We start from the raw sequence: 26,445 nt of genomic DNA, 5'->3' as shown, positions 1-26,445 counted from the left end.
GCGATGCTGCTTCTGGTCGGGGGCTTTCTTGTCCTGATGCTCATCGGCGTGCCGGTCGCCGTTTCGATGGCGGCCGCTTCGATCCTTTACCTCGTCATCTACGGCGTCGCGCCCGATATCATCGCGGCCCAGCGCATGATCGCCGGGGTGGAGAGCTTTCCGCTGCTCGCCGTTCCGTTCTTCATCCTGGCGGGCAACCTCATGAACATCGCCGGCGTCACCGGGCGCATCTATTCCTTCGCCCTTGCCCTGGTCGGCTGGATGAAAGGCGGCCTGGCGCAGGTCAACATCATCGGATCGGTGATCTTTTCCGGCATGTCGGGCACCGCGCTCGCCGACGCCGCCGGCATCGGCACTATCGAGATCAAGGCGATGAAGGACCACGGCTATCCTATCGACGCCGCGGTCGGGGTTACCGCCGCTTCCGCCACGCTCGGACCGATCTTTCCGCCCTCGCTGCCCTTCGTCATCTACGGCATGATGGCCAATGTCTCGATTGGCGCGCTGTTCATGGCCGGCATCCTGCCCGGCGTGGTCATGACCGTGCTGATGATGATCACGGTCGCCATCTTCGCCTACAGGCGCGGCTGGGGCTCCGACACATCCTTCGAGCTTCGGCGGCTTGCCGAAGCGGCGGGCGAGGTGCTGGTGGTGGCTGCCTTTCCGATTGGCTGCTATGTGCTGGTGCAGCTTGGCCTGTCGATCAATATCGCGGTCGGCATAGCGCTGCTGATGCTGATCGTGGCGGACTGGTATTTCGATTTTTCCGCGGTCATGGCGCTGATGACGCCGGTCATCCTGATCGGTGGCATGACGATGGGCTGGTTCACGCCGACCGAGGCGGCGATGGCGGCTGTGATCTGGTCGCTTTTCCTAGGGTTGGTGCGCTACCGCACGATGACGCTGCGTTTGCTTGCCAAGGCCAGCTTTGACACGATCGAGACGACCGCCTCGGTGCTCTTCATCGTCACCGCCGCATCGATCTTCGCCTGGCTGCTCACCGTCAGCCAGGCAGCACAGCTGTTCTCGAACTTCATCTTCGCGCTCACCGAAAACAAGTGGGTCTTCCTGATCCTGGTCAACATCCTGATGCTGGTGGTCGGCTGCTTCCTCGATACGATCGCCGCGATCACGATTCTGGTGCCGATCCTGCTGCCGGTCGCCGCCGTCTACGGCATCAACCCTGTGCATTTCGGGCTGATCATGACGCTCAACCTGATGATCGGGCTTTTGCACCCGCCGCTCGGCATGGTGCTCTTTGTGTTGTCGCGCGTTGCCAAGCTCTCGGTTGAGCGCACCACCATGGCGATCCTGCCGTGGCTGGTGCCGCTTATCGTGGCGCTGCTTCTGATCACCTTCATACCCGCCATCACGCTTTGGCTGCCGACCGAGATGGGCTTGATCCGGTGAGTGGCCAGGCGATTGCCGCGACGCTGTTCGGCCCGCAGGACCTGCGCGTCGTGGAGCGTCCGCTTGAACCGCTGGCACCAGGTATGGTGCGGGTGCGCTTTGGGGCAGGGGGCATCTGCGGCTCCGACCTGCATTATTTCCGCCATGCCCGTACCGGCGACTTCGTCGTCACTTCGCCGCTTGTCCTCGGCCACGAAATCTCAGGCGAAATCGTCGAGATCAACGGCGCCGCGCCCGGCCTCGGCATCGGCGACCATGTCGCGGTCAATCCGTCGCGCTGGTGCGGGCGTTGCGCGCGATGCCTGGAAGGCCGCGCCAATCTCTGCGAGAACATCTATTTCATGGGCTCGGCATCGAAGACGCCGCATATGCAGGGCGGATTCGCCAGTCTGTTCGACGCCACGCCCGCGCAATGTTTCAAGGTTCCATCTGACGTGGCCTACCAGGCGGCCGCACTTGCCGAGCCGTTGGCGGTCAGTCTGCACGCCGTCGCGCGGGTGGGCGACGTCAGGGGCCGCAACGTCGTCCTGTTCGGTGCCGGCCCCATCGGTCTCTTGACCATGCTCGCGGCCAGGCTTGCCGGCTGCGCTGAACTGACCGTCGTCGATATCGCCGCCGCGCCGCTCGCCTTCGCCCGCCGGCTTGGCGCCGACAGGACGATCGACCTTTCCGGCGGCGACGCCGAACTCCAGGCGCTTGCTGCCGGGGATTCGCTTGATGTCGCGTTCGAGATTTCAGGCACTGCCGCCGGCCTTGCCGCGGCGATCGCCAGTGTCCGGCGCGGCGGCACGGTGGTCCAGGTCGGCAATCTTCCCGGTGGCCACATCCCGCTGCCTGCCAATGCAGTAATGGCCAAGGAGATCGACCTCAAAGGCACATTCCGCTTCGGCACGGAGTTCGGCCGGGCGGTCGATCTCATCGTGTCGGGGGAGGTGGACGTCCTGAAGCTGATGACAGCGGAGCGCACGCTTTCTTGCGCCACCGATGCCTTCCGACTTGCCGCCGACCGTTCACAGAGTGTCAAGGTCGTGCTGACCGCGGACTGAATCGTGGTTCTTGCCAGATCGTTAGCAGCCATAACTCATTGCGAACGGACGAAACTCAGAACGTGCTCGACGTATATGCTCCCACCACCCAGGTCTCCGGTTAAACTCGGGAGCAATACCCGGCAGCTTGCTGTCAAAATTGTTGGCAGCAAATCCGCTCGCGATTAAAGCCCCTTCGTCGCGAGATTTCGTTCAGTTCGGCCATTCCTCGTCCTGCCAATCGCGCGCTGCGTGGATCACCCGCAAAATTGAAATGCTTTCTCGGGCGCCCTTGGCGGTCACGGCATAAGCGATGATGTAGGGCAGGCGACTCACAGGTTTTTCATAGGTGCCGGATACACGGCCGGGTCGCCCGGTTGCCATTTCCCCAAGCGCGCCCCTGCGTCCAGAATCCGGTCTGCTACCAGGCGCGCAGCGCGCGGATTATCCTGCGATATAGCCGATCTGTTCCTTGATGTCGTCCAGCTCACCGCGAGACCACTGAACGGCTCGCGTCACACCTTGCGGCCCGTGCCGGCATCAATCGCGGCATAAATTTCTGCCATAGCCTTATCATGAGACACGATGCGCCCAGCTTCGACATCAGCAAGGCCGCAGTTGATACCTTCAATGATTTTCAAGCTCGCGATCGACATACGCTGCGACGGCTTCACCTGCGAGGAACGACTTGCTACGCCGGGTGTCGGTTGCGATCCGGTCGAGCTTTTCCTTTACATCGGGACTGACGCGAATTGTCATAGTGGTGCTAGCGGCCATAGCGGTGTCCTGTGTTGATCTGTGTACACCTTAGCACAGAGCGCCGCGCTGGTTCATTATCCCCTGACCGCCGAGCCGACGATCGAATCCACAAAGAAGCGCTGCAGCAAGACGAAGAGCACCAGTGGCGGGAGCACGGCAAGCGTCGCGCCAGCCATCACCAGTCCCGTGTTTAGAGCGCCTCTGTTGTAGCTGAGCAGGCGACTAAGGCTGATGACGATCGGATATTCGTGTGCCTTGCCCTGTAGAACGGTCAGCGGCCAGAGATAGCTATTCCAGTGATAGACGAAGGCAAACAGCGCCAGTGCTGCGATTGCCGGCGCCAGACTGAATCGAGGATGCGCAAAGTCCCTGTTTTTTGCGAGGCAATCGGCGCTTCACTGTGCAGGTACAAATAGAATGTGCGACCGTGCTGGCTTCCCAGCATCAGGATAGAGCATACGCCTGGAACCTTCATAGCCCGATGCCGCGCTTCTTTCCCAGGTTCCAATCCACGCCCCCCATATCCGAGCACACGACCCCGATGACTTGATTACCCAATCGCTTTTCGAGCGACGGCGACCAGGGCACGAGCTTGAATTCGAGTCCATTGTCGATCATCGCGAGCCGGCCTGAAGCCAGCGAGAAACGCCGCCGGTAAATCCCAGCCACATGATCGCCGTTGGCAGCCTTCGTGAACGAGAGGCCCGTCTGGGCGGCGAGGCGGGCACCGAGCGATTCCACCTCATGATCGTGTAAAGTATCGATCAGATTGCGCACAAGAATGACGCGCTGTCCCTCGCGCCTGGCCAGATCGCGGCTGACAAGGTGGTCGACCCGATCTTGCAGTGCCTGTCTTACGTCCCTACCAAAGCCGCCGTCACCGAATTCGGCAGGCTCGCGTGCAACGAGTTGGCGATCGAGCCAAGTCGCGCCGGAAGCATGGACCTGCTGTTCGATTGACAGGTCGGAGCGGACCGCGAGCGTGACCCGGCCACCGCCATTTGCACTCGCATCGCGGCACAACTCCACGACCGAGCCCGGGTCGGAGTCTCCGGCCGCATCAGGGTCATGGAAGCGAATGTGGTGCGTGCGTCCATCAATGCCATCGACGATGGCATAGGCCGCGCCGCGCCGTTCGTCATAAAGGCCGCGTTCGAGCAGTCGGCCGATCACGGGCGCATCAATCCTTTCGGCGGCTAGCACATAGTCGGCCGTCCCTTTTTCTAGCCCATGCACAGTGAGGCTGCGGTGCATGCGCTTGATGATGTCGCCGCGTTCACCGAGGGCGCGCAAAGTGGGCTCGGCCTGTTCGACCACTATCCACTGGCCGGGACGGATCTCGTTCGCGAGGCCCAGGCTTTCCAGTTGCCGCAGCCGGCCGACTTTGAGCCCCAGGAACTCGTCGGGCCGGCGATCAGGATGTGGCGCGAGATCAATGATACCATGACGGTCGGCGTCACGAACAAGCTGGCGATCGAGCTGCGTCCAGCGCTCAGTGTCGACCTGGCGCTCGATGGCCCGGCGGATGTCGAGGTCCATGCGGAGCCCAAGCGTCTGGGTGAGAATGTCGCTCGCCCGATCGCGCATGCCCTGGCGGATGTAGTCCCGCGAGATGACAAGGCTCTCGCCATCGTCGGCAACGCCGCGAACGAGGATGTGAACGTGCGGATGTTCGGTGTTCCAGTGATCGACGGCTATCCAGTCGAGCCTCGTGCCGAGGTCGCGCGCCATGTCGGCCATCAGGTCACAAGCGAAGTTCTTGAGGTCGCCGAGCTCCATTGCATCGTCTGGCGAAACGATGAAACGGAAGTGATGCCGATCATCCTTGCAGCGGTCGCAGAAGGCGTCATGATCTGCATCTTTGGTGTCGGGACCGAACATCCTCGCCTTCTCACCATCACGTGTAACACCTTCGCGGCGAAGATATTTGAGATGGGTGGCGAGTGGCCCAGACCCTCTGAACTGCCGTACCACACGGGTCTTGACGACGGCGCCGCGTGACCGGTCAGAGATGAGGCGACTGGCGCGGATGCTCGCTGACCTGCCGCGGCCAAACGTTGAAGCTCGCGGGGAGGTGATCCGACCCTCGCGTGTAAGGTGACCGCCGGCGCGCTGTGTGGCCGCAAGAGCCTGGAAGATGAAGGGTCGTGCGCGCTGGCCGGCGCGGGAGCGGATGCGACCAGGGCGGACGCGAAAGCTATCGTCACGCTTCATGCTAGACGGCCACGAGGTGCGGTTTCCATTGAAACACTGAAAAATTGGGAATAGCGCACATCGCTGATTGTGCCAGCACATTGCGAAATGAGACGAAAATTGTAAGGAAAACAATCGGCCGAACCGAGCCGCACCTCGCGGCCCTTTATCCTGCCAATCTCTCTGTTCTCATCCACAGCCAACCCTTCCGCCGGAATTTCCGCGACGGAACAGGCCGGAATGCAATTGAGGAGGAACGTGGCGATCATTGCGATATGGCTAAAGAGGGCTGAGCGAATAGGCCGGAACCGGCGTGGTTCGATTGGAAATCGGTTTCACCCGGCTGTGGCTCGATCGCGGTCAGGTCCGCAGCAGGATTGCCTATTGGCGACCGCATTGCAGACGAATGAATCGCCGCAAAGATCGTCTCGGCATAACCATTGCCATCCGATGCAGCGGCGTTCCGAATGTCATGGGGATGCGGAAAGATCGTTGCACGGAGTGAGCTGGCTCTGCCCCTTCCGTGCCGCGCGCGCCGCGGAGTGAGAACTGCACCATCGAGCAGCGGCGCAAGTTTCCTGACGTAGTCGACCGTCTCGCGTGGCAGCGGACGGCCGGTTAAGAGATGTTCCGTGTACCGACCAGGACCGGCATTGTAAGCGGCAAGAAAGCCGCTGCGCCCGAAGCTGTCGAGCATTTCGCGAAGATATGCTGCACCTGCAAGAATGTTGTCACGCGGTTGATACGGATCGTCACCGAGACGGTATTTGATGCGCAGTTCTTGCCACGTCGCCGGCATGATCTGCATCAAGCCCATTGCGCCCTTGCTTGAAAGCGCACGAACATCGCCGACGCTCTCAACATGCATGACGCCGCGCAGCAACTGCTCTGGAATGGCGAAGCGTTTTGACGCTTCCCGGATATGCCGCGACCACGGGCCAGCCGACAAGATCGTCGACTCGGAGTGCGCCGGCCGTTCACCAGCAGAGGAAGCCGCTGCACCAGTTTCGGGCGCCACGAAGCCGAGCATCACACATGCGGCAAACGTCGTCATGCCTCTGTGGGCTGCGTCCCGCAGACCGCAGAACCGATGCGCCGCCAGCCTGCGACGGTGTTCGCTTCCGTTAAGGGCAGGGGCTCGCCAATCGAACCGGCTTTGCCAAAATTGTGATGAAATCGGCGTCCGCAGCCACAAGCAAGTGTCCGGCCCCCTCTGGGCTGCCTCGCGGGCGGTCGGGTCGAAGGGTTTGACCGGCGCGCAATGGATCAAAAGGGTTGGCGAGAAAGATTCGTCGAAGGGCTCCAGAAGCATCTGTTCAGCCTCGCCCGTCGCGCTTCGATGATCGGTTCCAGTGCAGGCTCCAGACGCTGTTCTCTGCATCGGACCGGAACAGCTTGGCGCGGATCGGCTGCGTAAAGGACGGGTCGTCAATTGAGACGGAGAGGTAATCCCCAGCCTTGTCTCCGGCGCGGTCCCAAGCCGCACCGACCGCCATCCCTTCGCAATAGATCAGATGGTCGGGCGCGTTTTCGGTTTTGGATTTCTCGGCAGGCAGGATGGCAATCTTCGCCTCGATTGTTAGCGTGGAGAGATTGCCGAAGAAGCCGTCATCATTGCGCGTGAAGGTTCCGATCTGGGTCATTGCAGTGCTCCTTTCTGAGTGTTGGTGCGCGTCGAGCCGAGCCCTCACGGCTCGCTAGCGAGGGATCGTTGGTGATATCCAGTACCGGAGTGGTGCGCTCCGTGGTCCAGACGGGAACCGCGCGGCCAACTATCGATGAGAGCGGGAGCGGGCCGAAATAGCGGCTGTCAAAACTGTCGGCTGCACCCGGGTTCATAAGGAAGACGTCGGCCTCGGCAACGTCGCGGCAGCCCTGCCAGATGGGCAGGGATCGACCACGACTGTCACGCTCGCGCGCATGTCCATAGGTCTTGCCGTTGACGATGATCATTGTGCCTTGGCGACAGACGGTTGCGCCCCCGAGTGCCAAAACATGCTTGAGGAGCGGCACATTTTTCGGCAGATAGCCGCGTCTTGCCATGAAGGCCGCCAATGGCTCGGGCGGCATGATGACGGCGATATTGGCAATACCGATTTTGTCGGCCGGCTGGACGCGATAGAGCCCGACGGGGATGCTCGCCGATGCGTTCCAGATGGACAGCGGCGGATGGCTAATCCATGCCGGCGCCGCGGCGAGCACTGCGCCGCCAACCATGGTGGCGATGATCTTTGTGCGTTTGCTCATGACTCGATCCCGGGGCGCAGCAGGAAAGCTTTACGACGCTTGCCGGTGTATGGACTCGGCTGCTCGCGTGCGGCTATCCGGCTGTGGACGTGCCGCCGTTGACGCGGCGACATGAAGGTCAGGATTTGCTGCTGTTTCGCCGCTACCAAGCGGCGCGGTTGCAATCTCCTGGCTTGCGCGTGGATGGTTTGCGACGCAGCCCAGACCAGGATGGCAGCGTTCCAAATCGTTCCCATGCCGTGCACACTTGCCGCCTCAACGCAGGTCGATTCTTCGCCCGCATGAGGGTGGATCGGTGTCAGGCGGCGGGATTTCACCAATAAGACGAGCTGCCGCGCCACGACGTCCCGCGTGCCGCGTGGAGGGAAGCCGGTTGAGGGGACATAAGACAGCGCAAATTGCTGCTGAACGGTCTCGCGATACTGCATTTTCGGTGCGCCACAGATCAGGAGCTGCGGTCGCGCCGGCCGACATAGGCGGGCGCGCGGGCTGCATGGGGTTTTGCCGGCGGAACATAGGTCGCGTTGGCATCGCTGGTGGAGGTGCGTGCGCCCAGCTCTATCCAGGCGTGCAGGTCGTTGATGTCGTAGAGAACGCGCCCGCCGACCTTCCGGTATTTTGGGCCGGTGCCGTAGGTCCGGTGCTTTTCGAGTGTGCGGACGCAGAGCCCGACGATGGGTGCTGCCTCCTTCGTGCGCAAATACTTTTGGGGCGCGTCCGCGGGACCCTTCGACATCGCTCGATCTCCATTCGGTTCTGCTGTCGTCCTGGCCTGCCGGGACGCGCGAAGTGGACCATGATCGAAATGAGGAAAGGCGAGGGAGGGCAAAGATTGGGGGGCGCGTTTTTGCTACCCCTTTGCTATCCCGAAGAAGGACTTCGGCGGCCGGACTTTTCGCTGCGGTTGTGGGGATAGAAGAGAAGATCGCGATAGCCGCCGGCGACTAAAAAAGCTGCACGGCGTAAGATAGCTCGGACCTTGTGGCGGAGATGATGATCACGCCAATCTCGCGGCACAATCGGCTCTTGCGAAAACAGCACCTCCGCGAGCTGACGATAGGTTGCACCCATGCGGTGACCATCATGTGCGCGCAAATTGAGGATATGCCTGGTCTTGGTCTGTTGCGGCAGCGCGCCGTAAGATGAACTTCCTGCCCGGCCGTTCAGTGCGCGCCAGAACCGGCGCGCTGCATCGAGCCGCGTCTCGAATGCAGCGTCGAGCGGCAGAAGGGTAGCGTTGAATTCACCGGCGCGGTCATCAGCGACGAGATGACTTTTCCCAATTAAGGTAGACCAAGTAATGTGAAGGCCTTCGTCCTGCGGCCAAACGCTGGCTCCGGCAAGGCTGGAAGGTCGAACTGTTTGATGGGATGTAGATACCCGCATGACCCGGAGCACGCGCGGCGAGGCCTGTTCCGTCCAGATGATATTGTCAGCTTTCGGAAGTCCGGCACCGGCAGTTTTGAAATCGCGCGCCCCAACGGGCGGCGAGATCGGGCTGACCGGCAGGTTCTCCAGAACCAGCGAGTTGCGATGCAAGCTGGCTGCACTCTGCCACGAATTCGTCATTCCGGATCAGATACTCGGCAGCGAATTCCGTAGCCTGGTAGCTGCACATGTGTGCATACGCCGCCGGATCGGTCCAATCGCCTTGCACTGTTCCTGTCCTCTCCGCGTACCCGGATGTGAGGCGTCGGCGTCAACATTCCCGGCGGATAAGGAAGTTGAATAGTTGGAGAGTCGGCAAACCATTATGCCGACTCAGCAAAGTGGAGCGCCGGCCGCGTCAGTGCGGAGCGCCGCCAGCGAGAAGATATCGGTAGCCGCTGGTCGTCATCCATCGCGCGCGGGCAAGATGGGTTTCCCAGGACCGGTACGCTCGTTCCGGCTCCTGCTCCGGGTCTATATGCAAGACGATCCTGGCCACCTCTCGCCAATCGGCATCTTCCGCCGCCGCGTCAAGCAGGCGAATGTAGGTGAGCAGACGCTCCTCGTCATAGCCGGTCAGGACCGAGGCATCCGGCGCAATGTCGGCGACGTCAGGATCGAGCAGCGGTTTAAGCATGGTATTTGACCATATTTCGATCGCGATCTCGAAGGAGCCGTCCTTTAGATCGAGCACCAATCATAGCGAATAGGAACGATCATTCCTAGAACGATAGTTCCCTTTCTGGTCCCTAATCCGCCATGAATCTCAAGGAGATCATGGCGGCCAACATGCGTCGCCTGCGCCATGACCAGAACGTGACGCAGGAGGAACTGGCCGCCCGCTCTGGACTGAGCATGCGTTACGTCGGATCGATCGAGCGCGCTCGGGTCTCGGCCAGCATCAGTGTTCTTGGGAGGATCGCAACTGCGCTGAATGTGGACCCATGCGAGTTGATCAGAAAATCGGCACCGTGAGTTGACGCGGGAAACACCTCGAATTTTCGATGATCGGCGAGGCGACATGCAGGAATGAAGTCTCCAGTCGCGAACACGACAGGTAGTCGCCCCAAAGTCCGACGGAGCTCGTTGGGCAGCGACTGCGCTCATCTTGCCGTGAAAAGGAGGACGGCCCCGCCCTGTTCGTCCGGGCGGAGCCTTGGTCGGGGCCTTACTCCGCGTTGCGGCGGCCGTTGGGGCGGGACCAGATAAGGCTGTAGTCTTCGCCTTGCTCATCGTTGAAGAGGTTGGCGTAGATCGGAGCCGTGAAGCTCGGATCGTCCACCTTCAGGCCGAGAAAGTCGCGGCCCTCATTGGAGCGCTTGGACCAAGCGGCGCCGATCTCGACCCGCCCGACGAAGACACGGTGACTGGGGGCGTTGTCGCCAGAGCGGTTGGCCTCGGGGACGATGCGGACGTTCTTGGCCTGGAGCGAGAGGGTGACGATTTCGCCGGTGAACTCGTTGTTGCCGGTTCTCTTAAAGCTTCCGATTATCGCCATGAGTTTTCTCCTTGAACTCTGTTTCGAGCCCGCACCATTGCGGCCTCGATAGCGATCGGCGGGCCGGAGGCGATCGACGCCGCATCGCTTGCGACCGCAGCGCCAGCGGAGGATGGCAGCCAAGCGACTTTGTTGTTTGGCGAGGAATGACGGCGCAGCCGGCAGGGGAAGAAAGTCGATCGGCGCCATTGCGGCTTAGGCGATCGAGGCGCAGCCGACCTTCGGCCAGATCAGCCCATTAAAGAGGCCGTTTGGAGCGGCCCACCAGATAGAGACATCAACGGAGAACCTGGCGATACCGTCGCTGGCGAAATCCCGGCTACGACGATCACCGGCGTCGATGCTCCTCTGTACAGGCATCGCGAAGCCGCAAGCTGTTGTCGGAAACGCGCATAAGACACGCACGTGACGGTTCAAGTCACGGCTGACGTGCACCACCGGATATGCGCTATCTTTGGAGCGAGACGGCACGCCGTTGTGGATTCGAACTGTGCGTCGCGCGATGCCGTGTCAGCGACGATCCTAACAATGCGATGGCCGAAAAAAGCATCCTGCCCACGCCGGTTGTTCGGTGAGTTCGCCTAGATCCAGGCCCTGTTCGGTTGAACGGGCGTCGTTATTCGCAGCTGTGATGCCAGCTGCGACGCAGCTGAACGTTGACGGCAAGCGTGACGGCGTCGCGCGCCTTTGCTAGGGCGCGGACTTGAGTATCGCAAAAAGACGGGCGGCGCAGGAAGCCGGAGATCCGGCATCCCGGGCCAAGCACTCCAGCGAGCTGCAAATACAGTACCCGCTGCCCGATCGCGGCCGTATCGTACAATCGAAAAAAGGGTAGCGGCGGGCAGCGCTTACGCGCCGCCTCCCTTGGGGCGGAAGTCGAGGACTGGGATGCCGAGCTTCTTTGCCTTGTCTGCAAGATTGTCCTGAATTCCGGTCCCGGGAAAGACGATGACGCCTATCGGCAGCGCCTCCAGCATTGCATCATTGCGCTTGAACGGGGCGGCTTTGGCATGCTTTGTCCATTCAGGGGCAAAGCCGATTTGGGGTACCTTGCGATGGTCTGCCCAACAGGAGGCGATCTTTTCGCCACCCTTCGGCGATTTCCCGTGCATCAATACCATGTCGGGATGCCTGGCGTGGACCTGGTCGAGCTTGGCCCAGATCAGCTGGTGGTCATTGAAGTCGAGCCCAGCGGTGAAGGCGATTTTCGGGCCAGGTGGCAGAAGGACTTCCTGCGAGGCGCGTTTCTTGGCGCTGAGAAAATCGCGGCTGTCGATCAGCGCAGAGGTCATGTTGCGATGGTTGACCATCGATCCGCTGCGCGGTCGCCAACTCGATCCGGTGTGGCGCTCGTAGTGCTCCGCGGCCTGATCACGCATCAGTTCGAAGGCGCTTTGGCGTTCGATCAGCGTCTGCCCTTCGGCCGTCAGGCGTTCCAGCTCGACGGATTTCACTTCGCTGCCGTCCTGCTCACGCTGGCTGCGGCGTTGCGCCTGCTCGTTGTGATCGAGTTCGCGCTCGATCCGATCTGCGGCGCGGTGAAAGATGTTGACGGTCGACCACAGAAGATCGTCGAGATCGGGCTCGAGGCGAGTGTCTTGCAGTGCCACGATGAGGGCGTCGAAGATGTCGGCCATCGCGCCGGCGACGCAGTGGCCCTCTGGAAGCGGTCGAGGATCAGGCTCATCCACGAAGGGACGGTAGCCATAGAGCTGGAGTTCGGTGAGGACGTGGTCGATGGGTGAAGACGAGTGCTGTGGTTCGTAGTCGTCATGCTCGCTCATTGGATGCTCCGCCGGTTGGACCGCGACCCTCGCGGCCTTCATGGCGACGGAAGCCGGCGGACGGACGGACCTGCACCCGCAGCGAAGCGAAGGGCCGGAGTGTCAGCGGAGGAGGGTGGAGGCCGGCTATTTTGCTTCGCGATGGAAAGCGCTCCCTTGGGGAGCGCGCCGGAAAATAGTCGGCCGGAGACATTGCGGGGCCGAGTCGTTTGCTGGCCGATCGCCCTCTCGAAGGCCCGCAGGCGCGGTTCTCTCCGACTTCAGGAGCATCCAAGTGATGATGGCGACAGCGGACAGGCTGTTCGTTCCGAGTTATCCCGCCACTGCCATGAAACGGGCGATGTCCTGCGGGGCGAGCTGAACACGGACTGCTGCTCGAACGGCATCCAAGCCTAGCGTACAGAGATCTTCGTTGAGGTCCCCAAGTGCCGGCGAGAGCACGACCGGCTCGATCCCGGCAGCATTCGCTCTTTCGATCAAGGTGTCACGCGCGCCGTTACCGGCTGGATCGGCGTCGCGCACGATGTAGAGCCGTCTCAGTGTGAGGGGGAACAGCATGGCAGCAAGATGGGCGGCCGAGAGTGCCGCTGCCATGGCCATATCGGGCAGGATGCACCGAAGCGACAAGACGGTCTCGATGCCTTCGCCGCCCGCCATGACGTCGCCCGGTAGGCCAAAGCGAACCGCGTGACCGAGAAGATCGCCCATCGCGCGCCTCGGCGTACTGACCGGTGCCTTGCCCCTGCCGGAAGGATCAAGCCATGTGCGATGTACGCCAGTCAAATGGCCGTCGAGATCGGTAACGGAAGCGATCATCGCCGGCCAGGTCTCAGTCGGCGCTTGTTCGTCGGGCCGGTAGTAGCAGCGCGGGTGAAAACGCAGGCTTCCGGTCCCGTGCAAAGCGGCAATACTGCGGTTGTGCAGATACGCCTCTACGACCGTACCCGCAATCGGCTGCGACATCGCAAACAGCCGACGCGCTTTCTCCGACATTTCCGACGGCGCGGCCAGCAACTTCGACCGCATTGATGTCTGCTCTGGTCCGGGATGCGGTAGGCCGAGAAACGTTATTGCCTCATGGGCAACGTCCCTGAAGTCGCTCAAACCGCGGCTTTCGCGGATGATATCGAGAAGATCGCCATGCTCCCCGGTCGCCGCGTCAGTCCATTTGCCGGCTGCGCCCTTTCCGCTCTGCGAGCCGACGAGCCGCACGAACATAGAGCGACCCGGCGTGTTTCGGACATCGCCAACAAGCCAGTAGCGTCCCTCGCGATGTCCGTTCGAAAGATAGTGGCGACAAACCGCTTCGGCCTGTCGGCCCAGGCGGTGGGCCAGTTCGGACGCGTCGCGTCGGGGCATCATGCATCCTCCCGCGAGTCGATGCGCTGATAGCGCTCCAGCACCTTGCCCAGAATTGCGGGTTCGGGCGCCTGTGGCTCAGTGGGACTGGCCGACCCTGCGCGAATCTCGACGGCAAGGCGCTCGATGCAACCACTGGTCGTCTTGCGCACGAGGAGGTGCGAGTGGGTCGTCACTTCGGCTACGAGGTCAGGTAGGTCCTCGATCCAGATGTCAGCCTTGACGCGGACCTGGGACATGGAGAACTCCACGTTCTTGAAGGGAATGTCTCGCGAGGACAGAAGGGTAATTTTCTGAGGGGTAGTCGCCATCGGGATGTACTCCGAGACGGGCAGTCGAGAGCCTCTCTCTCGACCTTCAAACTCGTCATGGAGATCCCGGCACTCCTCGTCCTCTTGTGCTTGGCAGCCAACCGAGGTTGTTGCGGGGTAGCAACTCAGTGACGGCGTTCCTGTTTACAAACGCGGCTGCAACATACAAACGTGCAGCAGTAGCGATTAAGGACCACAGCGCGGCGATGAACGACGAGCGGGCCGGTCGCCCCATTGGAAGTATCTGCGTTCTTCATCACGCCTTCGGCGCTGTGGCGTGCGACACCGAGGGCATGCGGCTGAGTTCGAGAGCGAACAGAGCGCTTTTTGCGACGGGAAATCGATTTGGACGTGGTTGGTCATCACGGGCGGCTTGCCGCTAATCGTCGCCAGCAATGACGCTGCCAGCCAAGAAGCGAAGGAGGTACTCCGCTGCCCTGCTCGCCTGAACGCGGCGCGGCGCGCGCGGGCGTTGCGACGCAATAGGCCCTGCCGGCCGTATCGATACTGAAACGATGGTCGGATCCCTTTAGGAGTGTGTCTGGCCGGACTGGAAGCAGAGGCCAGCCATAGACTTGTTGCGCAACCACTCCGATTGACAGGTCGAAGGGGCCTCTTCGCCGCAGCACCTCCGGCGGGCGGTTTTCGCAGCCGGTTTTTTGGAGAAGAGTTCTCCGGCAGGACCGTGTCCAGAACGGCGAGACAGGACGGAGTGCTCAACGAGGTCGGCGAACAGCTCAGACCTAAGAACTGCTGAGGACTTCTTATGAAAATCCCCGACCAATTCGACGAGACCACACCACTGCGCGTCGAAATCGCTGCGCGAATTGCCTTTCCCGACGGCTCGATGAGCGCAGCAGGCCTACGCAAGGAACGTGACGCCGGTCGACTTGAAACGGAGCTAATCGCCGGAAAGGAATACGTCAGCTTGATGGCAATCGCGAGGATGAGGGAACTATGCCGCGGACTTCGAAAGGGCCACGCCTGGTATGGCGTGACGAAAGCTGGAAAAAAGATGGAACGCGCCGAAACAAAGCTGGATGGTTTATCCGCGATGGAACCAGCTTCATCAGCGCTGGCGGCGGCGAAAAAGGCCGTCCAGGAACTGAAGCTGAAAAGGCGCTCGCCGCCTACATTGGAAGCAAATACCACCGAGCGCGGGGAGCCGAGGACGTCTTAATTGCCGATGTGGTCAACCTCTACCTTAAAGAGGTTGCACCGAAGCACGCGACACCAGAAGAGACGGCGGCTCGGCTGGATAAGGTCCTTGATTACTTCGGGGAAAAAACTCTCGCCGCCATCAATGGCAAACTCTGCCGCGAGTACATTGCGTCGCGCCCCACCGAAGCCGCGGCGCGCCGCCAACTCGAGGATCTTCGTGCCGCCATCAACTACTACCGCAAGGAGGGTTATACAACCGCCGCACCGGTCATCACCCTGCCAGACAGGGCCGCCGCCCGCGAACGCTGGTTGACCCGCAGTGAGGCGGCCGCACTGATCTGGGCAGCTTGGCGAATGAAGCAGACATGGAAGGGCCAAGAGAGTGGCCGGCGCACTGGGCGACATCTCGCGCGCTTCATCCTCGTCGCACTTTATACAGGAACGCGCTCGGCCGCAATCTGCGGTGCCGCCATACGCCCAACGAAAGGGCGCGGTCATGTGGACCTAGACCGCGGTATCTTCTATCGCGGTGCCACCGGCGCAAGGAAGACCAAGAAGCGCCAACCCCCTGTACCGTTGCCCGAGCGGCTGCTGGCGCACCTCCGGCGCTGGGCGCGCACTGATCTTCACATCGAGACCAAATCGCGCGGCAAAAGTGCGAACATCGGTCGCAAGATATCGCAGGATTTTGTCGTGGAATGGAATGGAAAGCCGGTGCGGTCGATAGACAAGAGCTTCAAGACGGCGCGCGAAATCGCCGGCCTAGGGCCCGACGTTACTCCGCACGTGTTCCGCCACACCGCGGCGACTTGGATGATGCAAGCCGGCACCGATATGTGGCAGGCTGCGGGCTTTCTTGGCATTACAGTGGATGTCCTGATCGAAACTTACGGCCATCATCATCCTAATTTCTTGGCAGACGCCGCCGAGAAGATCACGAAGAAGCCAGTTTTCTCCAAGTCGCCGCAAACCGTTCCGAGTATAACTCAAATCGCAAGACACGAACGCGGTGTGCTCATCCCACAGGTTTCCCACAGAAACGGCGAAAGGAAACGCGACCAGTCGTGAGCGAACGTGGCGAAGGAGCCCAGGAACAATAACGACTTGCTGGTAAACCCACATCGTTCGGGACGATGGGATCGCACGTTCAAAACTGCCATCCGCACCCCGCTCAAAGGTCTACTCCGGCTCCCCAGGGCGCGTGCTCGCAGCCGTGCCTTGGATCGGTTTGCCGGGTCCCGAAAGCGACATTGAATGTGGGAGGATTAGAGGCAAAGATCGTGATGCCTGGCTTGACGGAGGCTTGTCTTCGAGGCCAATGAATACGCGCCTGGCCAAATCTCAAAACAGCAGCAAACGGCGCACTAGCCGCAAGCCCGGCGCACCGCTTCTGAGTGAAACTGTCAATCGGCAAGACCTTGGCCATGCCAACCATGTCGTTGTCCATCATCATTGCCGGGATCGGTTGCTCCGGGCCGCAAGACCACCAAAAAACTGGCATGGTCTCGTAGGCGGGACGTATCGGCGTTTCTGGCGCGGACCTCAACCAGGAGGTCGCAATCTTTTGCCATCACAAAAGCCCCATCTGAGTCGGTCAGTGGTCCATCTCTGGCCTGCTACCCCGCGACGATCAAGACTGTGCTTTCCGGCGACCAATGCAGCACGACATCCTGACCTTCCGCCAGCCTGACAGCGCCGGTATTCTGCACAATCACCTTGAGCGTCTGGCCAGCACGCTCGACAAAGTAGGTGCTGCTATTTCCGGCGAAGATGCGCTTCGATACCTGGCCTCGCAGCAGATTCGCGTTGGCCGCATCCGGAGCCTCGGCATCGGTGAAGATGCGGATGCGTTCGGGCCGCACGGCGCAGCTTGCCTTGGCCCCAGCGGCAAGCTTGGTACCCGAGCCGACGGCAATCGCTGTGCCGTCCGGCAGCCGGATGCCGTTGCCCGTGCTGTCGCCGCGAAGGATGTTGGCGTCGCCCAGGAAGGTGGCGGCAAACTCACTCGTCGGCCGATCGTAGATCTCCTCGGGCGAGCCTTCCTGCACCAGCTTGCCATCGCGCAGAATGCCGATGCGGTCGCTCATCGTCAGCGCTTCTTCCTGGTCGTGGGTGACGAAGATGGTGGTGATGCCGATCTCGCGCTGGATGCGCTTGAGCTCGATCTGCATGTCGACGCGCAGCGCCTTGTCCAGCGCGCCGAGTGGCTCGTCAAGCAATAGCACGCGCGGCCGGATGACGATCGCGCGAGCGAGCGCAACCCGTTGGCGCTGGCCGCCGGACAGCTGATGCGGCCGGCGGCCGCCGAGCCTGCCGAGTTGCACAAGGTCGAGTGCGCGCTGTACCTCGCTGGCAATCACCGCCTTGGGCTCGCCGCGCACCGACAGGCCAAAGGCGACATTGCCAGCAACGCTCATGTTGGGAAATAGGGCGTAGTTCTGGAACACCATGCCGATGCGCCGTTTTTCGACTGGCACCCGTTCGACGCTCTCACCACCTATGGTGATGCGGCCGGAATCGGGAAAGTCGAAGCCCGCGATTTGTCGCAGCAGCGTGGTCTTGCCGCTGCCTGACGGCCCGAGCAGGGCATAGAAGCCGCCATCGGCGAAATCGATAGACACATCGTCCAGCGCCTTGTGCGTGCCAAAACTGCGCGATACATTCGATACCTGCACGCCCGCCATTATTTCTCTCCGCCGAATTTGAAGAAGCGCGCTGTCAGCAGCATCAGCGCCATCGACACGACAATGATGATCGTCGAGACAGCATTGATCTCGGGCGTGAAACCTTTGCGGATCGCGGCGTAGATTTCGACCGGCAGCGTCGTCTGGCCGGGCGTCGACAAGAAGTAGGATACGACGAACTGGTCGAAGGACACGGCGAAGGCGAACAGCCCACCGGCAATGACGCCCGGCATGATCCAGGGCAGCGTGACGCGGTTCGTCAACTGCCATTGATTGGCGCCGAGCGAGCGCGCCGCCTCTTCCAGCTCGTGCGCGAAGGTCTGCAGTCGGGCCGACACGACGACAATGACGTAGGGAAGCGCAAGCGCGACGTGGCCAAGCAGGATGGCGAACAGGCCGCGCCCAATGCCGACGCCGAAGAAGAAGATCAACATCGCCGTGCCGGTTATCAGCCACGGAATGGCGATTGGGGGAAACAGCAGCGCCTGGAGGAATTTCTTGCCGCGAAACTCATAGCGGTAGAGCGCAAGTGACGCCGCCGAGCCAAGCACGACGCAGATGATGGTAGTGATGACTGCGATTTCGACACTGTTCCCGGTGGCTGAGATAAGCTGGTCGTTCTGCCACAGCGAGACATACCATTCCGCCGTCCATTCGAACGGCAGCTGGTAGAAGGGCGAAACGTTGAAAGACATTAGCGCCATGATGATGATTGGCACATAGAGGAAGGCGAGCAATAGCCAGATGTAAAGGCGGCCGAGCCATTCGAGAACACGTGTCGTCGCCATCACGTAGCCCTCCGCAGCACCGGCGAGGCAACCGCCAGGATGACCAGCACGACGGCCAACAGGATAAAGGAGAGCGCAGCACCCAGCGGCCAGTTGAACACGGCGACGAACTGGTCCTCGATGACAGTGCCGTAAAAGGTGCCGGTACGGCCGCCGAGGATGCGCGGTTCCATGAACGAACCAACAACCGGGACGAAGACGAGCGCTGCGCCCGCCACCAGCCCCGGCATCGACAGCGGAATGATGACTCGATTCAGCACCTGCAGCCGCGAGGCGCCGAGCGAGCGCCCGGCTTCGATTAGCGAGTCATCGATGGCCTGCAGGGTCAGATAGCAGGTCAGCACCATGTAAGGCACGTAGGAGTGCACCAGCCCGATGATTACGGCCGGATAGGAATACATTAGGTCGATGTTGATCTTGAACGGCAGGACGGCGTTGAGCGCAGTGTCGAGAATGCCGCCTTCACGCAACACCATCGCCCAGGAGAAGATACGCACCAGCCCGTTCGACCAGAACGGCAGGATGACGAGCAGGAAAATCGCCTCTCGGGTGCGGCCTTTCAGCACCTTGGCCAGCACATAAGCGGCGGGATAACCGATGACGATGCACCACAGCGTCACCTCGAGGCCGAGGCGCAGCGAGGCCAAAAGCAATGTCAGATAAAGGCTTTGTGAAAAGAAGGCGGCATAGTTTTCGAGCGTGAACGCCCACGGCTTTCCCGACAGCGGCAGGTCGGTCATGAAGGAGAAGAAGACCATGGCTGAGAGCGGCAGGAAGATCGCAACCGTCAGCCAGAGATAGGCAGGCGCCAGCAGTGGCAAGGCCGATCTCAATCCGCTGCGCGACGCGGCCGCAACCTGTGCTGCCATGACATCCACCTCCCAGGATGGGGAAGCATCAGCCGACATGGATGGTCGGCTGATCCCGGCTTCTGCTGTTACTTCACGTCGACCTTGAGCTGCTGCCAGAGCGACAGATAGGTTTCGCGCTGGGCGTCTGTGATCGGCGCCTGGAACTGAATGCGCTTGGCGACTGCCGGGTCACCCATCACCTTGCGGTTGAACGCATCCCCGGGAAGTGCTTCTACAGCCTTGGTGTTGGCGGATACCGGGGCTCCGACCTTGGTGACCCATTCGACATAGAACTTCGGGTCGATCATGTAGTTGATGAAGGCCTCGGCGCCGGCGACATTCTTGGAACCGACCGGAATTGAGAAGGCGTCGAGCCAGGCGACAGCGCCCTCCTGCGGGATCACGAGCGAGACCGGCAGCTTGAAATGGGTCTTGGCGCGATCGGCCGAGCCGCTCCAATAGGTGCCGATGTCGATCTGGTTAGAGGCAGCCATCTGGTTCCAGTCGTTCTCCGAGCTCCAGAACGTCTTGATCTGCGGCATCAGCGAGGTGAGCTTCGCCTTGACCGCCTCGATATCCTTGATGTCGTTGATGTTCTGGCCGGTGGCAATGGCGCCGAACTGAACCGCCTCGACGGCATCATCACGGATGGTGACGCGGCCCTTGTGAGCGGGATCCCACATTTCGGCGATGCTCGTCGGCGGCTTATCGAAGGATTTTTCATTGATGGCGAGCGCCGTCAGCCCCCAGACCCACGGCACGCCATAGACCTTGCCGTCATGGACGAGCATCGGCGATCCGGCCTTGTCCTTGCTGATGTCGGGAAAGTTCGGCAGCTTGGACGTGTCGATCGGCTGGATCAGCTTTTCCGCCATCGCCTGGTCGTTGAAAGCGGCGTTGATCATGACCACATCGTAAAGGCCGGGATTGGTCCTGAGCTTGGTCAGCATCTCCTGTTCGGAATTGAAAAAATCGTTGACGACCTTGTGGCCGGTCGCCTTCTCGAAGGCTTCGATGGCCCACGGCTCGTCGGCGCCGTAGCCCTTCCAGTTGAGTACGTGCACCTCGTCGGCCTTGGCGGCAAATGCGAGTGCGGAGGTGAAGACGGCGGTCGCCGTCAGCAGGGCAGTCAAGTCGGGCATGCGCATGTTCGTTCCTCTCTGTGTTTGCCCGCTTCCCGGGCTTTGTCAGGCTGTCGGGCGTTTGGCCTCTTGCTTCCGGCCATGGAGGCCGATCGGCGGACCGCCGGCATGGCTTAGGAATGTCTGGATTTCGTGGTCGGTCGGCGCTGATGAACCACCGTGGCGGGTGACGGAAATGGCCGCCGCCGCATTGGCGTAGCGCGCTGCTTCAAAAGGCGGCGCGCCGCGCGCCAGCGCACTGACGAAAGCGCCGATATGGGTGTCGCCGGCGCCATTGGTGTCGATGGCGTCGACCTCGAAGCCGGCACTCGTTTGCGCCGAGCCATCGGCCAGCCGTATGTGGCAGCCTTTCGCTCCGGCGCGAATAACGACGCCGACGGCCTTCGGGGAGTGGTCGCTAAGAAGCCGTGACGCGAGTGCCTCGACGTCGCCCGGACCGGCAATCGCGGCCGCTTCCATCCTGTTGCAGCTCAACCAGGTGGTGCGGGCGAGTATCCGAGGCAGGATAGGGCGGGGAATGTCGACGACGACAGGTGTCGGGTCGAGGACAAGCGGTGTGTCGGCCGGAAGTGCCTCGATCCAGTCGACAAGCGCGTCTCGGCTTCCCGGATAGCTAAGCGTATAGCCGGAGGTGAACACCCAATCCCCCGGGGCGACCGAGACGGGCGCCATCATGTCAAGGCTGAGCAAGCTCTCCGCACCAGGCCACGAGACGAAGGTGCGCTCGGCATCGCTGCTGATCATGGCGACGCAATTGCCGCTGTCCATGACGGGCGATGGCGTCGTCAGCGTCTCGATCCCCTCATTGGCTAAGGCCGTGCGCAGGAAGTCGCCATTGGGTCCGCTGCCGAGCTGGCCGCCGAACACCACCTTCATGCCGGTGCGGCTGGCCGCGACCATCATGTTGAAGCCGCCGCCGGCGACTTGCGTGTAGCTCGACGCCGTCTTCTCCGTACCCGGCGCCGGCAAGGCGTCGATGCGGTAGACATAGTCGACCACCGCGCTGCCGACATGGACGAGACGCCCACTCATGCCGCCGCATCCTTGCCGGGACCCGTCCTGTCGGCACGGCGCTTGGATATACGGGCCGCAACAAGGTCGGCGGTGAGCGCGCCAACCGCCGCAATGTCGATGCCCTTGAGGTCTGCAATGCGGTTCTGAGGCAGTCGGGAAAAGCCGGTGCAGGCGCCGGCCATGCCGGTCGCGATGGCGCCGATCGTATCGGTGTCGCCGCCGAGATTGGCGCTGATGACCGCCGCTTGCCAGGGATCACCGCCGGCGACTTCCAGCACGGCGAATGCAGCCGGAACGGACTCCTGACTGGCGACGCCGGTGCCGACCAGATCGGTGATCAGCCGGATCGCGTCCTTCGTCGCCTTGCCGCGCACAAGCTCCTGCGCCCACCCAATGCGCGCAGCAATGTCACCGCCGGTCACCCAATGGCCGAGCGTTGCTCCGCACCTCGCCGCGGCGATGGCGCTGTCGGAAGCGGCGCGCCAGTCGCCGCCTGCGACGCCGCGGCTGACGGCCGCCGCAACGGCGGCTGCGGCCGCAATGGCAACCGAGGTGTTGTGCGTGGCCCGGCAGGTCTCGGCAACTTTGGCGACCAGCGCGTCCAGCGGCTCTGGCGGCATCATGATGCCGACCGGCGCAATGCGCATGGCCGCACCATTTGTGTCGCCGCTGCGCCCCGCTTCCTCGGCCGGCACGCCATTGTTGATGGCGTCGATGGCGCGTTTGGTCGATGGTCCCAGCAGATCGTAGCTGCCGCGCGCTTTGACGTCGCGCTCCCAGTCGAGCAGCGCGTTGACCCACCGCGCATGATCGAAGCGGTTACCGGATTCAACCAGGATACGGCCAAGCAGAAGCGCCTGTTCGGTGTCGTCGGTGATCGTTCCAGCGGGAAGCCCCTTCGACACCGGATGGTCGGCGAAAGGAGCAATGAAGCCCTCTACATGGGCGTAGAGTTCGGCAATCCGGGCCGGCGACAAAAGCTGCGTCGGCATGCCCAGCGCATCCCCCAGTGCCCCGCCGACAAGCGCCCCCATGGCCCGATCAGTCATATTCCCGGTGTTGTCGTCCGGCATCACTCAGAACCTCATATGCAGCGCAAAATGCGCCGGGTTGAGCAGGCTGGTCACATATTCGATCGGCCGGTCATCGGCGGCGCGGGTCAACCGGCGACCGCGAAGGAACGGCGTGCCTTGCGGGCAACCGAGGATTGCAGAGTCCTCGGCGTTGAGCATTTCGATGCCGACCCATTCCTCGCCATGGTCGGGAATGAGGCCCGCGCCGCGCAGCGTCTGGTGCAGCGAGCCTTCGCGCAGGCCGCGCAACGGCACGTCCTCCAGTTCCGGCGACAATGGCAGGCGGCTGCGCTCGATGGAGATGGCGTGGCCGTCGCTGGCATTGGTGCGCACCCGGTCGACAGCGATGAAAAACGGGTTTTCTATACCAAGCAGTGCGGCAAGACCGGGGTCCTCGATCACCTCGAGCCGCAGCGTCCGCGTCTCGGCGTTGGCGCCGGCGTTGGCGAGCGCCCGCGACCAACCGATGGAGTCATCAACGGGCTTGCCATCGAAGGTGACGAAAGAGCCGATGCCGACTTTGGTCGTGATCAGCCCGCGGTTGGACAGTTCCTCGAGGCCTTTGCGGACGGTGTTGCGGCTGACGGAGAAACGCTGGACGAGCTTGTTCTCGCTTTGCAGCCGGTCGCCGAAGCCGAGAACACCGGAGCGGATTTCATGTTCGAGAACGGTGGCGATCTGTTCGGGCTTGCCCGTGCCGGGAGACAGTTGAACCGAGCGCCGCTTCATATGGGTACCTGTTCAGTGAGCCTGTATAATCCTGTTCATATCACGGCAGGCTTGTCAACGAGTGCCGGATGGAGCTGCCATCGGGCTTGATTAGGCGTCGCGACGAGCATAGTTGCCGGTTCCGTCGCCGTGGGACGTGGCGTCCAGCGCCAGCTCCGCATCATCGGCAACATAGCGGGCATTGCGGTAGTCGCGAATGAAGCTGATCCGACCTTCACACCACTCGAGCCACATAAAGTGGTTGGGTTTCGCGTCGGCTCGGTCTCGAACACCGCGATCACCTCCCGGCCCTCGTGCCAAGCCGGCTTGAGCCACACGCCCTCGCTCTTAACCTGGTGAAGAACCTGCTGACGTCTGCTGAGCCTGAGCGAAGCGGATGCAAGGACGGATGAAGCTTCACTGTTTTTCGAAGCCGATAATCCCTTGAATGACAGGGATGGCCTGCATCGCTTGAGCACATCGGCGGTGACGATGAAATGGCCGTAAGACGGACAATGTTCATTCATTGTCGGAGGCAGTTCGTGATCCCGAGTCCGATTCAACAGGACGGCCTAGGGAGCGTCAGCCTAGCGCCGCCGCAGCCGAGACGCGGGATCGACCGCTCCCGTCGAGGGGCGTCGTTTAGCAGGAGCTCGCGACCAAGGTGAATTCCAGGATCGCAGTCGGATGTGGGGAAAGGATGCCAACGCACTAGATACGGCGCACGACGGCCGCCTCGCCATCGTTGATCTCGCGGTCGCCGCCTGGCGAGGCCGTCAAACTACTCCTCTCGAGTGAGGTGAATTACGAGGCGAAATTACCAGCCCGGACCCGCGAGAGGCAGGCGTGTCTTTCGAGAGTTGGAAAATTTTACAAGTTTCGTCGGTCTGCTGCATTCTTCTTAAACATGGCCAAGACAAGCCGCTTGCCTTCGCGCACACTGTCTTCGAGCGGCTTCGCCTTCGCCAGATGCGCCGCAATCGCGCTAGCCAGCATGCAACCCGTCCCGCGGATTGATGCGACAAGACGAGGTGCGTCGAAGCGAATTGGTTCTTGATCGGAACGCAACAGAATATCGGTTGATCGAGGTCCTGATGCGTGGCCCCCTTTGATCAGCAGGCCCGGCACGCCGGCTGCCAGCAATTTCCGTCCCAGTCTCACCGCGTCGCTCTCGTCGGCTGGCGGTTCCGCACCAACAAGGAGCGCCAGCTCGAGGAGATTGGGGGTCACAAGGCAGCAAAGCGGCATCAGGTCGCGCCTCATGGCAGCGATGGCACCTGCTTCCAGAAGCCCCCGGCCGGAGCTCGAGGCCAGCACCGGATCGAGCACTGCCGGCACCTGCGGATTTTCGCGCAGCACGCCGGCAATGGCAACGACGATCTCGGCCGTTGCGAGCATGCCGATCTTAATTGCCGCCACCTTGTTGGCCTGCAGCGCGGCGCACATCTGATCGGCCACAAGATCGGGCTTCGAAGGATGGATTTCCATTACGGCTTCGTGCGTCTGCACCGTCAGCGCTGTGACAGCCAGGCAGGTGCGCATACCAATGGAAGAGATCGTCTCGATATCACGTGCAATTCCAGCCCCACCGCTGGAGTCTGATCCGCCAACCACGAGCACACGCGGTTCTCGCCTCAGCGCCATGGCTTTGTCTTTTCGATCCATTCTCGCGTGCGCGCTTCGGGATCGGCATTCAACGTGATGTCGGTGACCACCGCCGCGCTGTCCGCACCAGCCTCGAAGACACCGTCGAGCCGGTCGGGGTTGAGGCCGCCGATGGAGACCAATGGGATCGGCGCCACCCGATGGTTCCACTCGCTGATCCGCTCGAGCCCTTGCGGCGCCCATTTCATCTGCTTCAGGATGGTGGGATAGATGGGGCCGAGTGCGATATAGTCGGGCTCGGCAGCGATGGCCGTTTCCAGTTCGAGATGATCGTGCGTGCTGAGCCCGAGCTTCAATCCGGCGTACTTAATCGCCAGCAGGTCAGCCGCAGCCAAATCCTCTTGGCCGAGATGGACGAAGTCGCAGCCTTCCTCAATGGCGAGCCGCCAATAGTCGTTGACGATCAGTTGGCAACCATGGACCGCGCAGACGCCGTTCGCGCGGCGGATTTCCGTCCGCAGCGTGGCCTCGTCCCTATCCTTGATGCGCAACTGAACCAGCTTGACGCCAAGTGGCACCAGCCGTTCGATCCAGGCGGCGCTGTCGACGATCAGGTAGAAGGGATCGAGCTTCATGAGAAAACCGCCCTGCCGAATGTTGGTGTCGATGGCACCGCGACGTCGCGGGGTTCGAGCATCCCCGAGCTGAAAGCTTCTCGACCGGCGTCGACCGCCTTGCCGAACGCACGCGCCATGCCGACCGGATCGGCCGCCTTGGCGACCGCTGTGTTCAGGAGCACGGCATCAAAGCCGAACTCCATGACTGTTGCCGCGTGCGATGGCCGTCCGAGACCAGCATCCACGATCAGCGGGACATCAGGGAAATGTCCGCGCATCGAGCGCAGCGCCGTGATGTTGACCGGCCCGAGGGCGGAACCGATCGGTGCGCACCAGGGCATCAAGACCTTGCAGCCCGCCGCAAGCAGCCGCTCGGCGACGACAAGGTCGTCGGTAGTATACGGGAACACCGCAAAACCGTCCTCGCACAGGATGCGGGCGGCTTCGAGCAGACCGAACACGTCCGGCTGCAGCGTGTCGTGATTGCCGATCACTTCGAGCTTGATCCAGGGCGTGCCGAAGACTTCGCGCGCCATTTGTGCGGTCGTGACCGCTTCCTTGACGGAGTGGCAGCCAGCAGTGTTGGGCAGGATTCTGACACCAAGCGACCGGATCAACGACCAGAATTTTTCGCCAGCCCTGCCGCCTCCCATCTCACGGCGCAACGAGACGGTCACCACCGAGGTGCCCGATGCCCTGACTGCATCGGCAAGGATGGCCGGCGAAGGATATTGAGCGGTGCCGAGAAGCAGGCGGGAGGGAAGCGTCGTCCCGAGAAGATCGAACAT

The 26,445-nt window shown here is 61.8% G+C and carries 29 protein-coding genes and 2 pseudogenes; 5 read left to right on the top strand and 26 right to left on the bottom strand.

Annotated features, from left to right (window positions below; genetic code table 11):
• Positions 1-3: 3 nt before the first annotated feature.
• Together NKH59_RS03865 and NKH59_RS03860 are read left to right on the top strand one after the other, a co-directional pair.
• Entirely contained in the window at positions 4-1,410 is a 1,407-nt protein-coding gene (locus tag NKH59_RS03865; RefSeq protein ID WP_353021012.1) for a TRAP transporter large permease, read from the top strand.
• Positions 1,407-2,456: an L-idonate 5-dehydrogenase gene (locus tag NKH59_RS03860; protein ID WP_352470554.1), complete on the top strand. Its 1,050-nt coding sequence runs from the start codon at positions 1,407-1,409 to the stop codon at positions 2,454-2,456. The genes NKH59_RS03865 and NKH59_RS03860 overlap by 4 nt, the downstream gene beginning before the upstream one ends.
• Positions 2,457-2,648: 192 nt before the next feature.
• Here NKH59_RS03860 and NKH59_RS33470 read toward each other — a convergent pair.
• From NKH59_RS33470 to NKH59_RS03800, 12 genes and pseudogenes are all read right to left on the bottom strand, one after another.
• Positions 2,649-2,954 (bottom strand): annotated as a pseudogene (locus tag NKH59_RS33470) (type II toxin-antitoxin system RelE/ParE family toxin).
• Positions 2,951-3,212 (bottom strand): annotated as a pseudogene (locus tag NKH59_RS03850) (CopG family ribbon-helix-helix protein). The pseudogenes NKH59_RS33470 and NKH59_RS03850 overlap by 4 nt, the downstream one beginning before the upstream one ends.
• A 453-nt stretch (positions 3,213-3,665) precedes the next feature.
• Positions 3,666-5,408 (bottom strand): relaxase/mobilization nuclease domain-containing protein, encoded by a 1,743-nt coding sequence (locus NKH59_RS03845; protein WP_352684686.1) that lies wholly within the window; start codon positions 5,406-5,408, stop codon positions 3,666-3,668.
• Positions 5,405-5,656 (bottom strand): hypothetical protein, encoded by a 252-nt coding sequence (locus tag NKH59_RS03840; protein ID WP_352470551.1) that lies wholly within the window; start codon positions 5,654-5,656, stop codon positions 5,405-5,407. The genes NKH59_RS03845 and NKH59_RS03840 overlap by 4 nt, the downstream gene beginning before the upstream one ends.
• Positions 5,653-6,699 (bottom strand): lytic transglycosylase domain-containing protein, encoded by a 1,047-nt coding sequence (locus NKH59_RS03835; RefSeq protein ID WP_353021006.1) that lies wholly within the window; start codon positions 6,697-6,699, stop codon positions 5,653-5,655. Before NKH59_RS03835 ends, NKH59_RS03840 begins: the two co-directional genes overlap by 4 nt.
• A gap of 4 nt (positions 6,700-6,703) precedes the next feature.
• Positions 6,704-7,030 (bottom strand): DUF736 domain-containing protein, encoded by a 327-nt coding sequence (locus NKH59_RS03830; RefSeq protein ID WP_023674284.1) that lies wholly within the window; start codon positions 7,028-7,030, stop codon positions 6,704-6,706.
• The gene (locus NKH59_RS03825) at positions 6,999-7,634 is read right to left on the bottom strand and encodes a S26 family signal peptidase (protein WP_353021003.1); all 636 of its coding nucleotides are present in this window, start codon (positions 7,632-7,634) and stop codon (positions 6,999-7,001) included. The genes NKH59_RS03830 and NKH59_RS03825 overlap by 32 nt, the downstream gene beginning before the upstream one ends.
• Complete coding sequence (locus NKH59_RS03820) at positions 7,631-8,062, bottom strand: replication initiator protein A (protein WP_352470547.1); 432 nt, start codon at positions 8,060-8,062, stop codon at positions 7,631-7,633. The genes NKH59_RS03825 and NKH59_RS03820 overlap by 4 nt, the downstream gene beginning before the upstream one ends.
• Positions 8,063-8,079: 17 nt before the next feature.
• Positions 8,080-8,370 carry a helix-turn-helix transcriptional regulator gene (locus NKH59_RS03815; protein WP_352502580.1) on the bottom strand — a complete coding sequence of 97 codons (291 nt, stop codon included), beginning with the start codon at positions 8,368-8,370 and terminating at the stop codon, positions 8,080-8,082.
• Between the two features lie 125 nt (positions 8,371-8,495).
• On the bottom strand, positions 8,496-9,020 hold the full coding sequence (locus NKH59_RS03810; protein WP_352684705.1) for a DUF2285 domain-containing protein: 525 nt from the start codon (positions 9,018-9,020) through the stop codon (positions 8,496-8,498).
• A gap of 46 nt (positions 9,021-9,066) precedes the next feature.
• Positions 9,067-9,252 carry a transcriptional regulator domain-containing protein gene (locus NKH59_RS03805; protein ID WP_352452199.1) on the bottom strand — a complete coding sequence of 62 codons (186 nt, stop codon included), beginning with the start codon at positions 9,250-9,252 and terminating at the stop codon, positions 9,067-9,069.
• Between the two features lie 168 nt (positions 9,253-9,420).
• A complete protein-coding gene (locus NKH59_RS03800) occupies positions 9,421-9,699 on the bottom strand; it encodes a DNA -binding domain-containing protein (protein WP_352612552.1) in 279 nt (92 codons plus the stop codon).
• 122 nt (positions 9,700-9,821) lie between these two features.
• Between NKH59_RS03800 and NKH59_RS03795 the strand changes: the two genes are divergently transcribed.
• Entirely contained in the window at positions 9,822-10,037 is a 216-nt protein-coding gene (locus NKH59_RS03795) for a helix-turn-helix domain-containing protein (RefSeq protein ID WP_023674290.1), read from the top strand.
• A gap of 193 nt (positions 10,038-10,230) precedes the next feature.
• On the opposite strand, the gene NKH59_RS03790 is transcribed toward NKH59_RS03795, so the two are convergent.
• The 4 genes from NKH59_RS03790 to NKH59_RS03775 form a co-directional block, all read right to left on the bottom strand.
• Entirely contained in the window at positions 10,231-10,560 is a 330-nt protein-coding gene (locus NKH59_RS03790) for a DUF736 domain-containing protein (protein WP_352502581.1), read from the bottom strand.
• An 848-nt stretch (positions 10,561-11,408) separates the two neighbouring features.
• Complete coding sequence (locus tag NKH59_RS03785; RefSeq protein WP_352771556.1) at positions 11,409-12,344, bottom strand: SLOG family protein; 936 nt, start codon at positions 12,342-12,344, stop codon at positions 11,409-11,411.
• Positions 12,345-12,656: 312 nt separating this feature from the next.
• Positions 12,657-13,703, bottom strand: coding sequence for a DUF7146 domain-containing protein (locus tag NKH59_RS03780; protein ID WP_352612732.1), 1,047 nt, complete (start codon positions 13,701-13,703; stop codon positions 12,657-12,659).
• Positions 13,703-14,014, bottom strand: a complete 312-nt coding sequence (locus NKH59_RS03775) for a hypothetical protein (RefSeq protein WP_353021000.1) — start codon at positions 14,012-14,014, stop codon at positions 13,703-13,705. The genes NKH59_RS03780 and NKH59_RS03775 overlap by 1 nt, the downstream gene beginning before the upstream one ends.
• 766 nt (positions 14,015-14,780) lie before the next feature.
• Between NKH59_RS03775 and NKH59_RS03770 the strand changes: the two genes are divergently transcribed.
• Positions 14,781-15,194: an excisionase gene (locus NKH59_RS03770; RefSeq protein WP_352470541.1), complete on the top strand. Its 414-nt coding sequence runs from the start codon at positions 14,781-14,783 to the stop codon at positions 15,192-15,194.
• 8 nt (positions 15,195-15,202) lie between these two features.
• Positions 15,203-16,243, top strand: a complete 1,041-nt coding sequence (locus NKH59_RS03765; protein WP_353020997.1) for a tyrosine-type recombinase/integrase — start codon at positions 15,203-15,205, stop codon at positions 16,241-16,243.
• Between the two features lie 548 nt (positions 16,244-16,791).
• Here NKH59_RS03765 and NKH59_RS03760 read toward each other — a convergent pair.
• The 10 genes from NKH59_RS03760 to NKH59_RS03715 all read right to left on the bottom strand — a co-directional run bounded on the left by NKH59_RS03760 (position 16,792) and on the right by NKH59_RS03715 (position 26,445).
• Entirely contained in the window at positions 16,792-17,859 is a 1,068-nt protein-coding gene (locus tag NKH59_RS03760; protein WP_352470539.1) for an ABC transporter ATP-binding protein, read from the bottom strand.
• Positions 17,859-18,647 carry an ABC transporter permease gene (locus NKH59_RS03755; RefSeq protein ID WP_353020993.1) on the bottom strand — a complete coding sequence of 263 codons (789 nt, stop codon included), beginning with the start codon at positions 18,645-18,647 and terminating at the stop codon, positions 17,859-17,861. Before NKH59_RS03755 ends, NKH59_RS03760 begins: the two co-directional genes overlap by 1 nt.
• A complete protein-coding gene (locus tag NKH59_RS03750) occupies positions 18,647-19,516 on the bottom strand; it encodes an ABC transporter permease (protein ID WP_352470537.1) in 870 nt (289 codons plus the stop codon). The genes NKH59_RS03755 and NKH59_RS03750 overlap by 1 nt, the downstream gene beginning before the upstream one ends.
• Before the next feature lie 68 nt (positions 19,517-19,584).
• Positions 19,585-20,646, bottom strand: coding sequence for an ABC transporter substrate-binding protein (locus NKH59_RS03745; protein WP_352470536.1), 1,062 nt, complete (start codon positions 20,644-20,646; stop codon positions 19,585-19,587).
• Positions 20,647-20,685: 39 nt separating this feature from the next.
• Entirely contained in the window at positions 20,686-21,672 is a 987-nt protein-coding gene (locus tag NKH59_RS03740; protein WP_352502586.1) for a PfkB family carbohydrate kinase, read from the bottom strand.
• A complete protein-coding gene (locus NKH59_RS03735) occupies positions 21,669-22,703 on the bottom strand; it encodes an ADP-ribosylglycohydrolase family protein (protein ID WP_352502587.1) in 1,035 nt (344 codons plus the stop codon). Before NKH59_RS03735 ends, NKH59_RS03740 begins: the two co-directional genes overlap by 4 nt.
• A 27-nt stretch (positions 22,704-22,730) precedes the next feature.
• The gene (locus NKH59_RS03730; protein ID WP_023679209.1) at positions 22,731-23,456 is read right to left on the bottom strand and encodes a GntR family transcriptional regulator; all 726 of its coding nucleotides are present in this window, start codon (positions 23,454-23,456) and stop codon (positions 22,731-22,733) included.
• Between the two features lie 849 nt (positions 23,457-24,305).
• Entirely contained in the window at positions 24,306-25,079 is a 774-nt protein-coding gene (locus tag NKH59_RS03725; protein ID WP_352502600.1) for a hydroxymethylpyrimidine/phosphomethylpyrimidine kinase, read from the bottom strand.
• Positions 25,070-25,675: a thiamine phosphate synthase gene (locus NKH59_RS03720; protein ID WP_353020989.1), complete on the bottom strand. Its 606-nt coding sequence runs from the start codon at positions 25,673-25,675 to the stop codon at positions 25,070-25,072. The genes NKH59_RS03725 and NKH59_RS03720 overlap by 10 nt, the downstream gene beginning before the upstream one ends.
• Complete coding sequence (locus tag NKH59_RS03715; RefSeq protein ID WP_352502588.1) at positions 25,672-26,445, bottom strand: thiazole synthase; 774 nt, start codon at positions 26,443-26,445, stop codon at positions 25,672-25,674. Before NKH59_RS03715 ends, NKH59_RS03720 begins: the two co-directional genes overlap by 4 nt.

Origin of the sequence: Mesorhizobium sp. M0998 (genome assembly GCF_040318885.1) — a bacterium.
Classification (GTDB): Bacteria; Pseudomonadota; Alphaproteobacteria; order Rhizobiales; family Rhizobiaceae; genus Mesorhizobium.
Note: the sequence above shows the minus strand (reverse complement) of the source record. Positions and strands in the feature narration are given on the sequence as shown.

Coding starts and splice junctions, on each gene's coding strand:
- NKH59_RS03865 (WP_353021012.1), top strand. CDS start 4: ATGCTGCTTCTGGTCGGGGGCTTTCTTGTCCTGATGCTCATCGGCGTG.
- NKH59_RS03845 (WP_352684686.1), bottom strand. CDS start 5,408: ATGAAGCGTGACGATAGCTTTCGCGTCCGCCCTGGTCGCATCCGCTCC.
- NKH59_RS03840 (WP_352470551.1), bottom strand. CDS start 5,656: ATGATCGCCACGTTCCTCCTCAATTGCATTCCGGCCTGTTCCGTCGCG.
- NKH59_RS03835 (WP_353021006.1), bottom strand. CDS start 6,699: ATGCTTCTGGAGCCCTTCGACGAATCTTTCTCGCCAACCCTTTTGATC.
- NKH59_RS03830 (WP_023674284.1), bottom strand. CDS start 7,030: ATGACCCAGATCGGAACCTTCACGCGCAATGATGACGGCTTCTTCGGC.
- NKH59_RS03825 (WP_353021003.1), bottom strand. CDS start 7,634: ATGAGCAAACGCACAAAGATCATCGCCACCATGGTTGGCGGCGCAGTG.
- NKH59_RS03820 (WP_352470547.1), bottom strand. CDS start 8,062: ATGCAGTATCGCGAGACCGTTCAGCAGCAATTTGCGCTGTCTTATGTC.
- NKH59_RS03815 (WP_352502580.1), bottom strand. CDS start 8,370: ATGTCGAAGGGTCCCGCGGACGCGCCCCAAAAGTATTTGCGCACGAAG.
- NKH59_RS03810 (WP_352684705.1), bottom strand. CDS start 9,020: ATGCGGGTATCTACATCCCATCAAACAGTTCGACCTTCCAGCCTTGCC.
- NKH59_RS03805 (WP_352452199.1), bottom strand. CDS start 9,252: ATGTGCAGCTACCAGGCTACGGAATTCGCTGCCGAGTATCTGATCCGG.
- NKH59_RS03800 (WP_352612552.1), bottom strand. CDS start 9,699: ATGCTTAAACCGCTGCTCGATCCTGACGTCGCCGACATTGCGCCGGAT.
- NKH59_RS03795 (WP_023674290.1), top strand. CDS start 9,822: ATGAATCTCAAGGAGATCATGGCGGCCAACATGCGTCGCCTGCGCCAT.
- NKH59_RS03790 (WP_352502581.1), bottom strand. CDS start 10,560: ATGGCGATAATCGGAAGCTTTAAGAGAACCGGCAACAACGAGTTCACC.
- NKH59_RS03785 (WP_352771556.1), bottom strand. CDS start 12,344: ATGAGCGAGCATGACGACTACGAACCACAGCACTCGTCTTCACCCATC.
- NKH59_RS03780 (WP_352612732.1), bottom strand. CDS start 13,703: ATGCCCCGACGCGACGCGTCCGAACTGGCCCACCGCCTGGGCCGACAG.
- NKH59_RS03775 (WP_353021000.1), bottom strand. CDS start 14,014: ATGGCGACTACCCCTCAGAAAATTACCCTTCTGTCCTCGCGAGACATT.
- NKH59_RS03770 (WP_352470541.1), top strand. CDS start 14,781: ATGAAAATCCCCGACCAATTCGACGAGACCACACCACTGCGCGTCGAA.
- NKH59_RS03760 (WP_352470539.1), bottom strand. CDS start 17,859: ATGGCGGGCGTGCAGGTATCGAATGTATCGCGCAGTTTTGGCACGCAC.
- NKH59_RS03755 (WP_353020993.1), bottom strand. CDS start 18,647: ATGGCGACGACACGTGTTCTCGAATGGCTCGGCCGCCTTTACATCTGG.
- NKH59_RS03750 (WP_352470537.1), bottom strand. CDS start 19,516: ATGGCAGCACAGGTTGCGGCCGCGTCGCGCAGCGGATTGAGATCGGCC.
- NKH59_RS03745 (WP_352470536.1), bottom strand. CDS start 20,646: ATGCGCATGCCCGACTTGACTGCCCTGCTGACGGCGACCGCCGTCTTC.
- NKH59_RS03740 (WP_352502586.1), bottom strand. CDS start 21,672: ATGAGTGGGCGTCTCGTCCATGTCGGCAGCGCGGTGGTCGACTATGTC.
- NKH59_RS03735 (WP_352502587.1), bottom strand. CDS start 22,703: ATGACTGATCGGGCCATGGGGGCGCTTGTCGGCGGGGCACTGGGGGAT.
- NKH59_RS03730 (WP_023679209.1), bottom strand. CDS start 23,456: ATGAAGCGGCGCTCGGTTCAACTGTCTCCCGGCACGGGCAAGCCCGAA.
- NKH59_RS03725 (WP_352502600.1), bottom strand. CDS start 25,079: ATGGCGCTGAGGCGAGAACCGCGTGTGCTCGTGGTTGGCGGATCAGAC.
- NKH59_RS03720 (WP_353020989.1), bottom strand. CDS start 25,675: ATGAAGCTCGATCCCTTCTACCTGATCGTCGACAGCGCCGCCTGGATC.
- NKH59_RS03715 (WP_352502588.1), bottom strand. CDS start 26,445: ATGTTCGATCTTCTCGGGACGACGCTTCCCTCCCGCCTGCTTCTCGGC.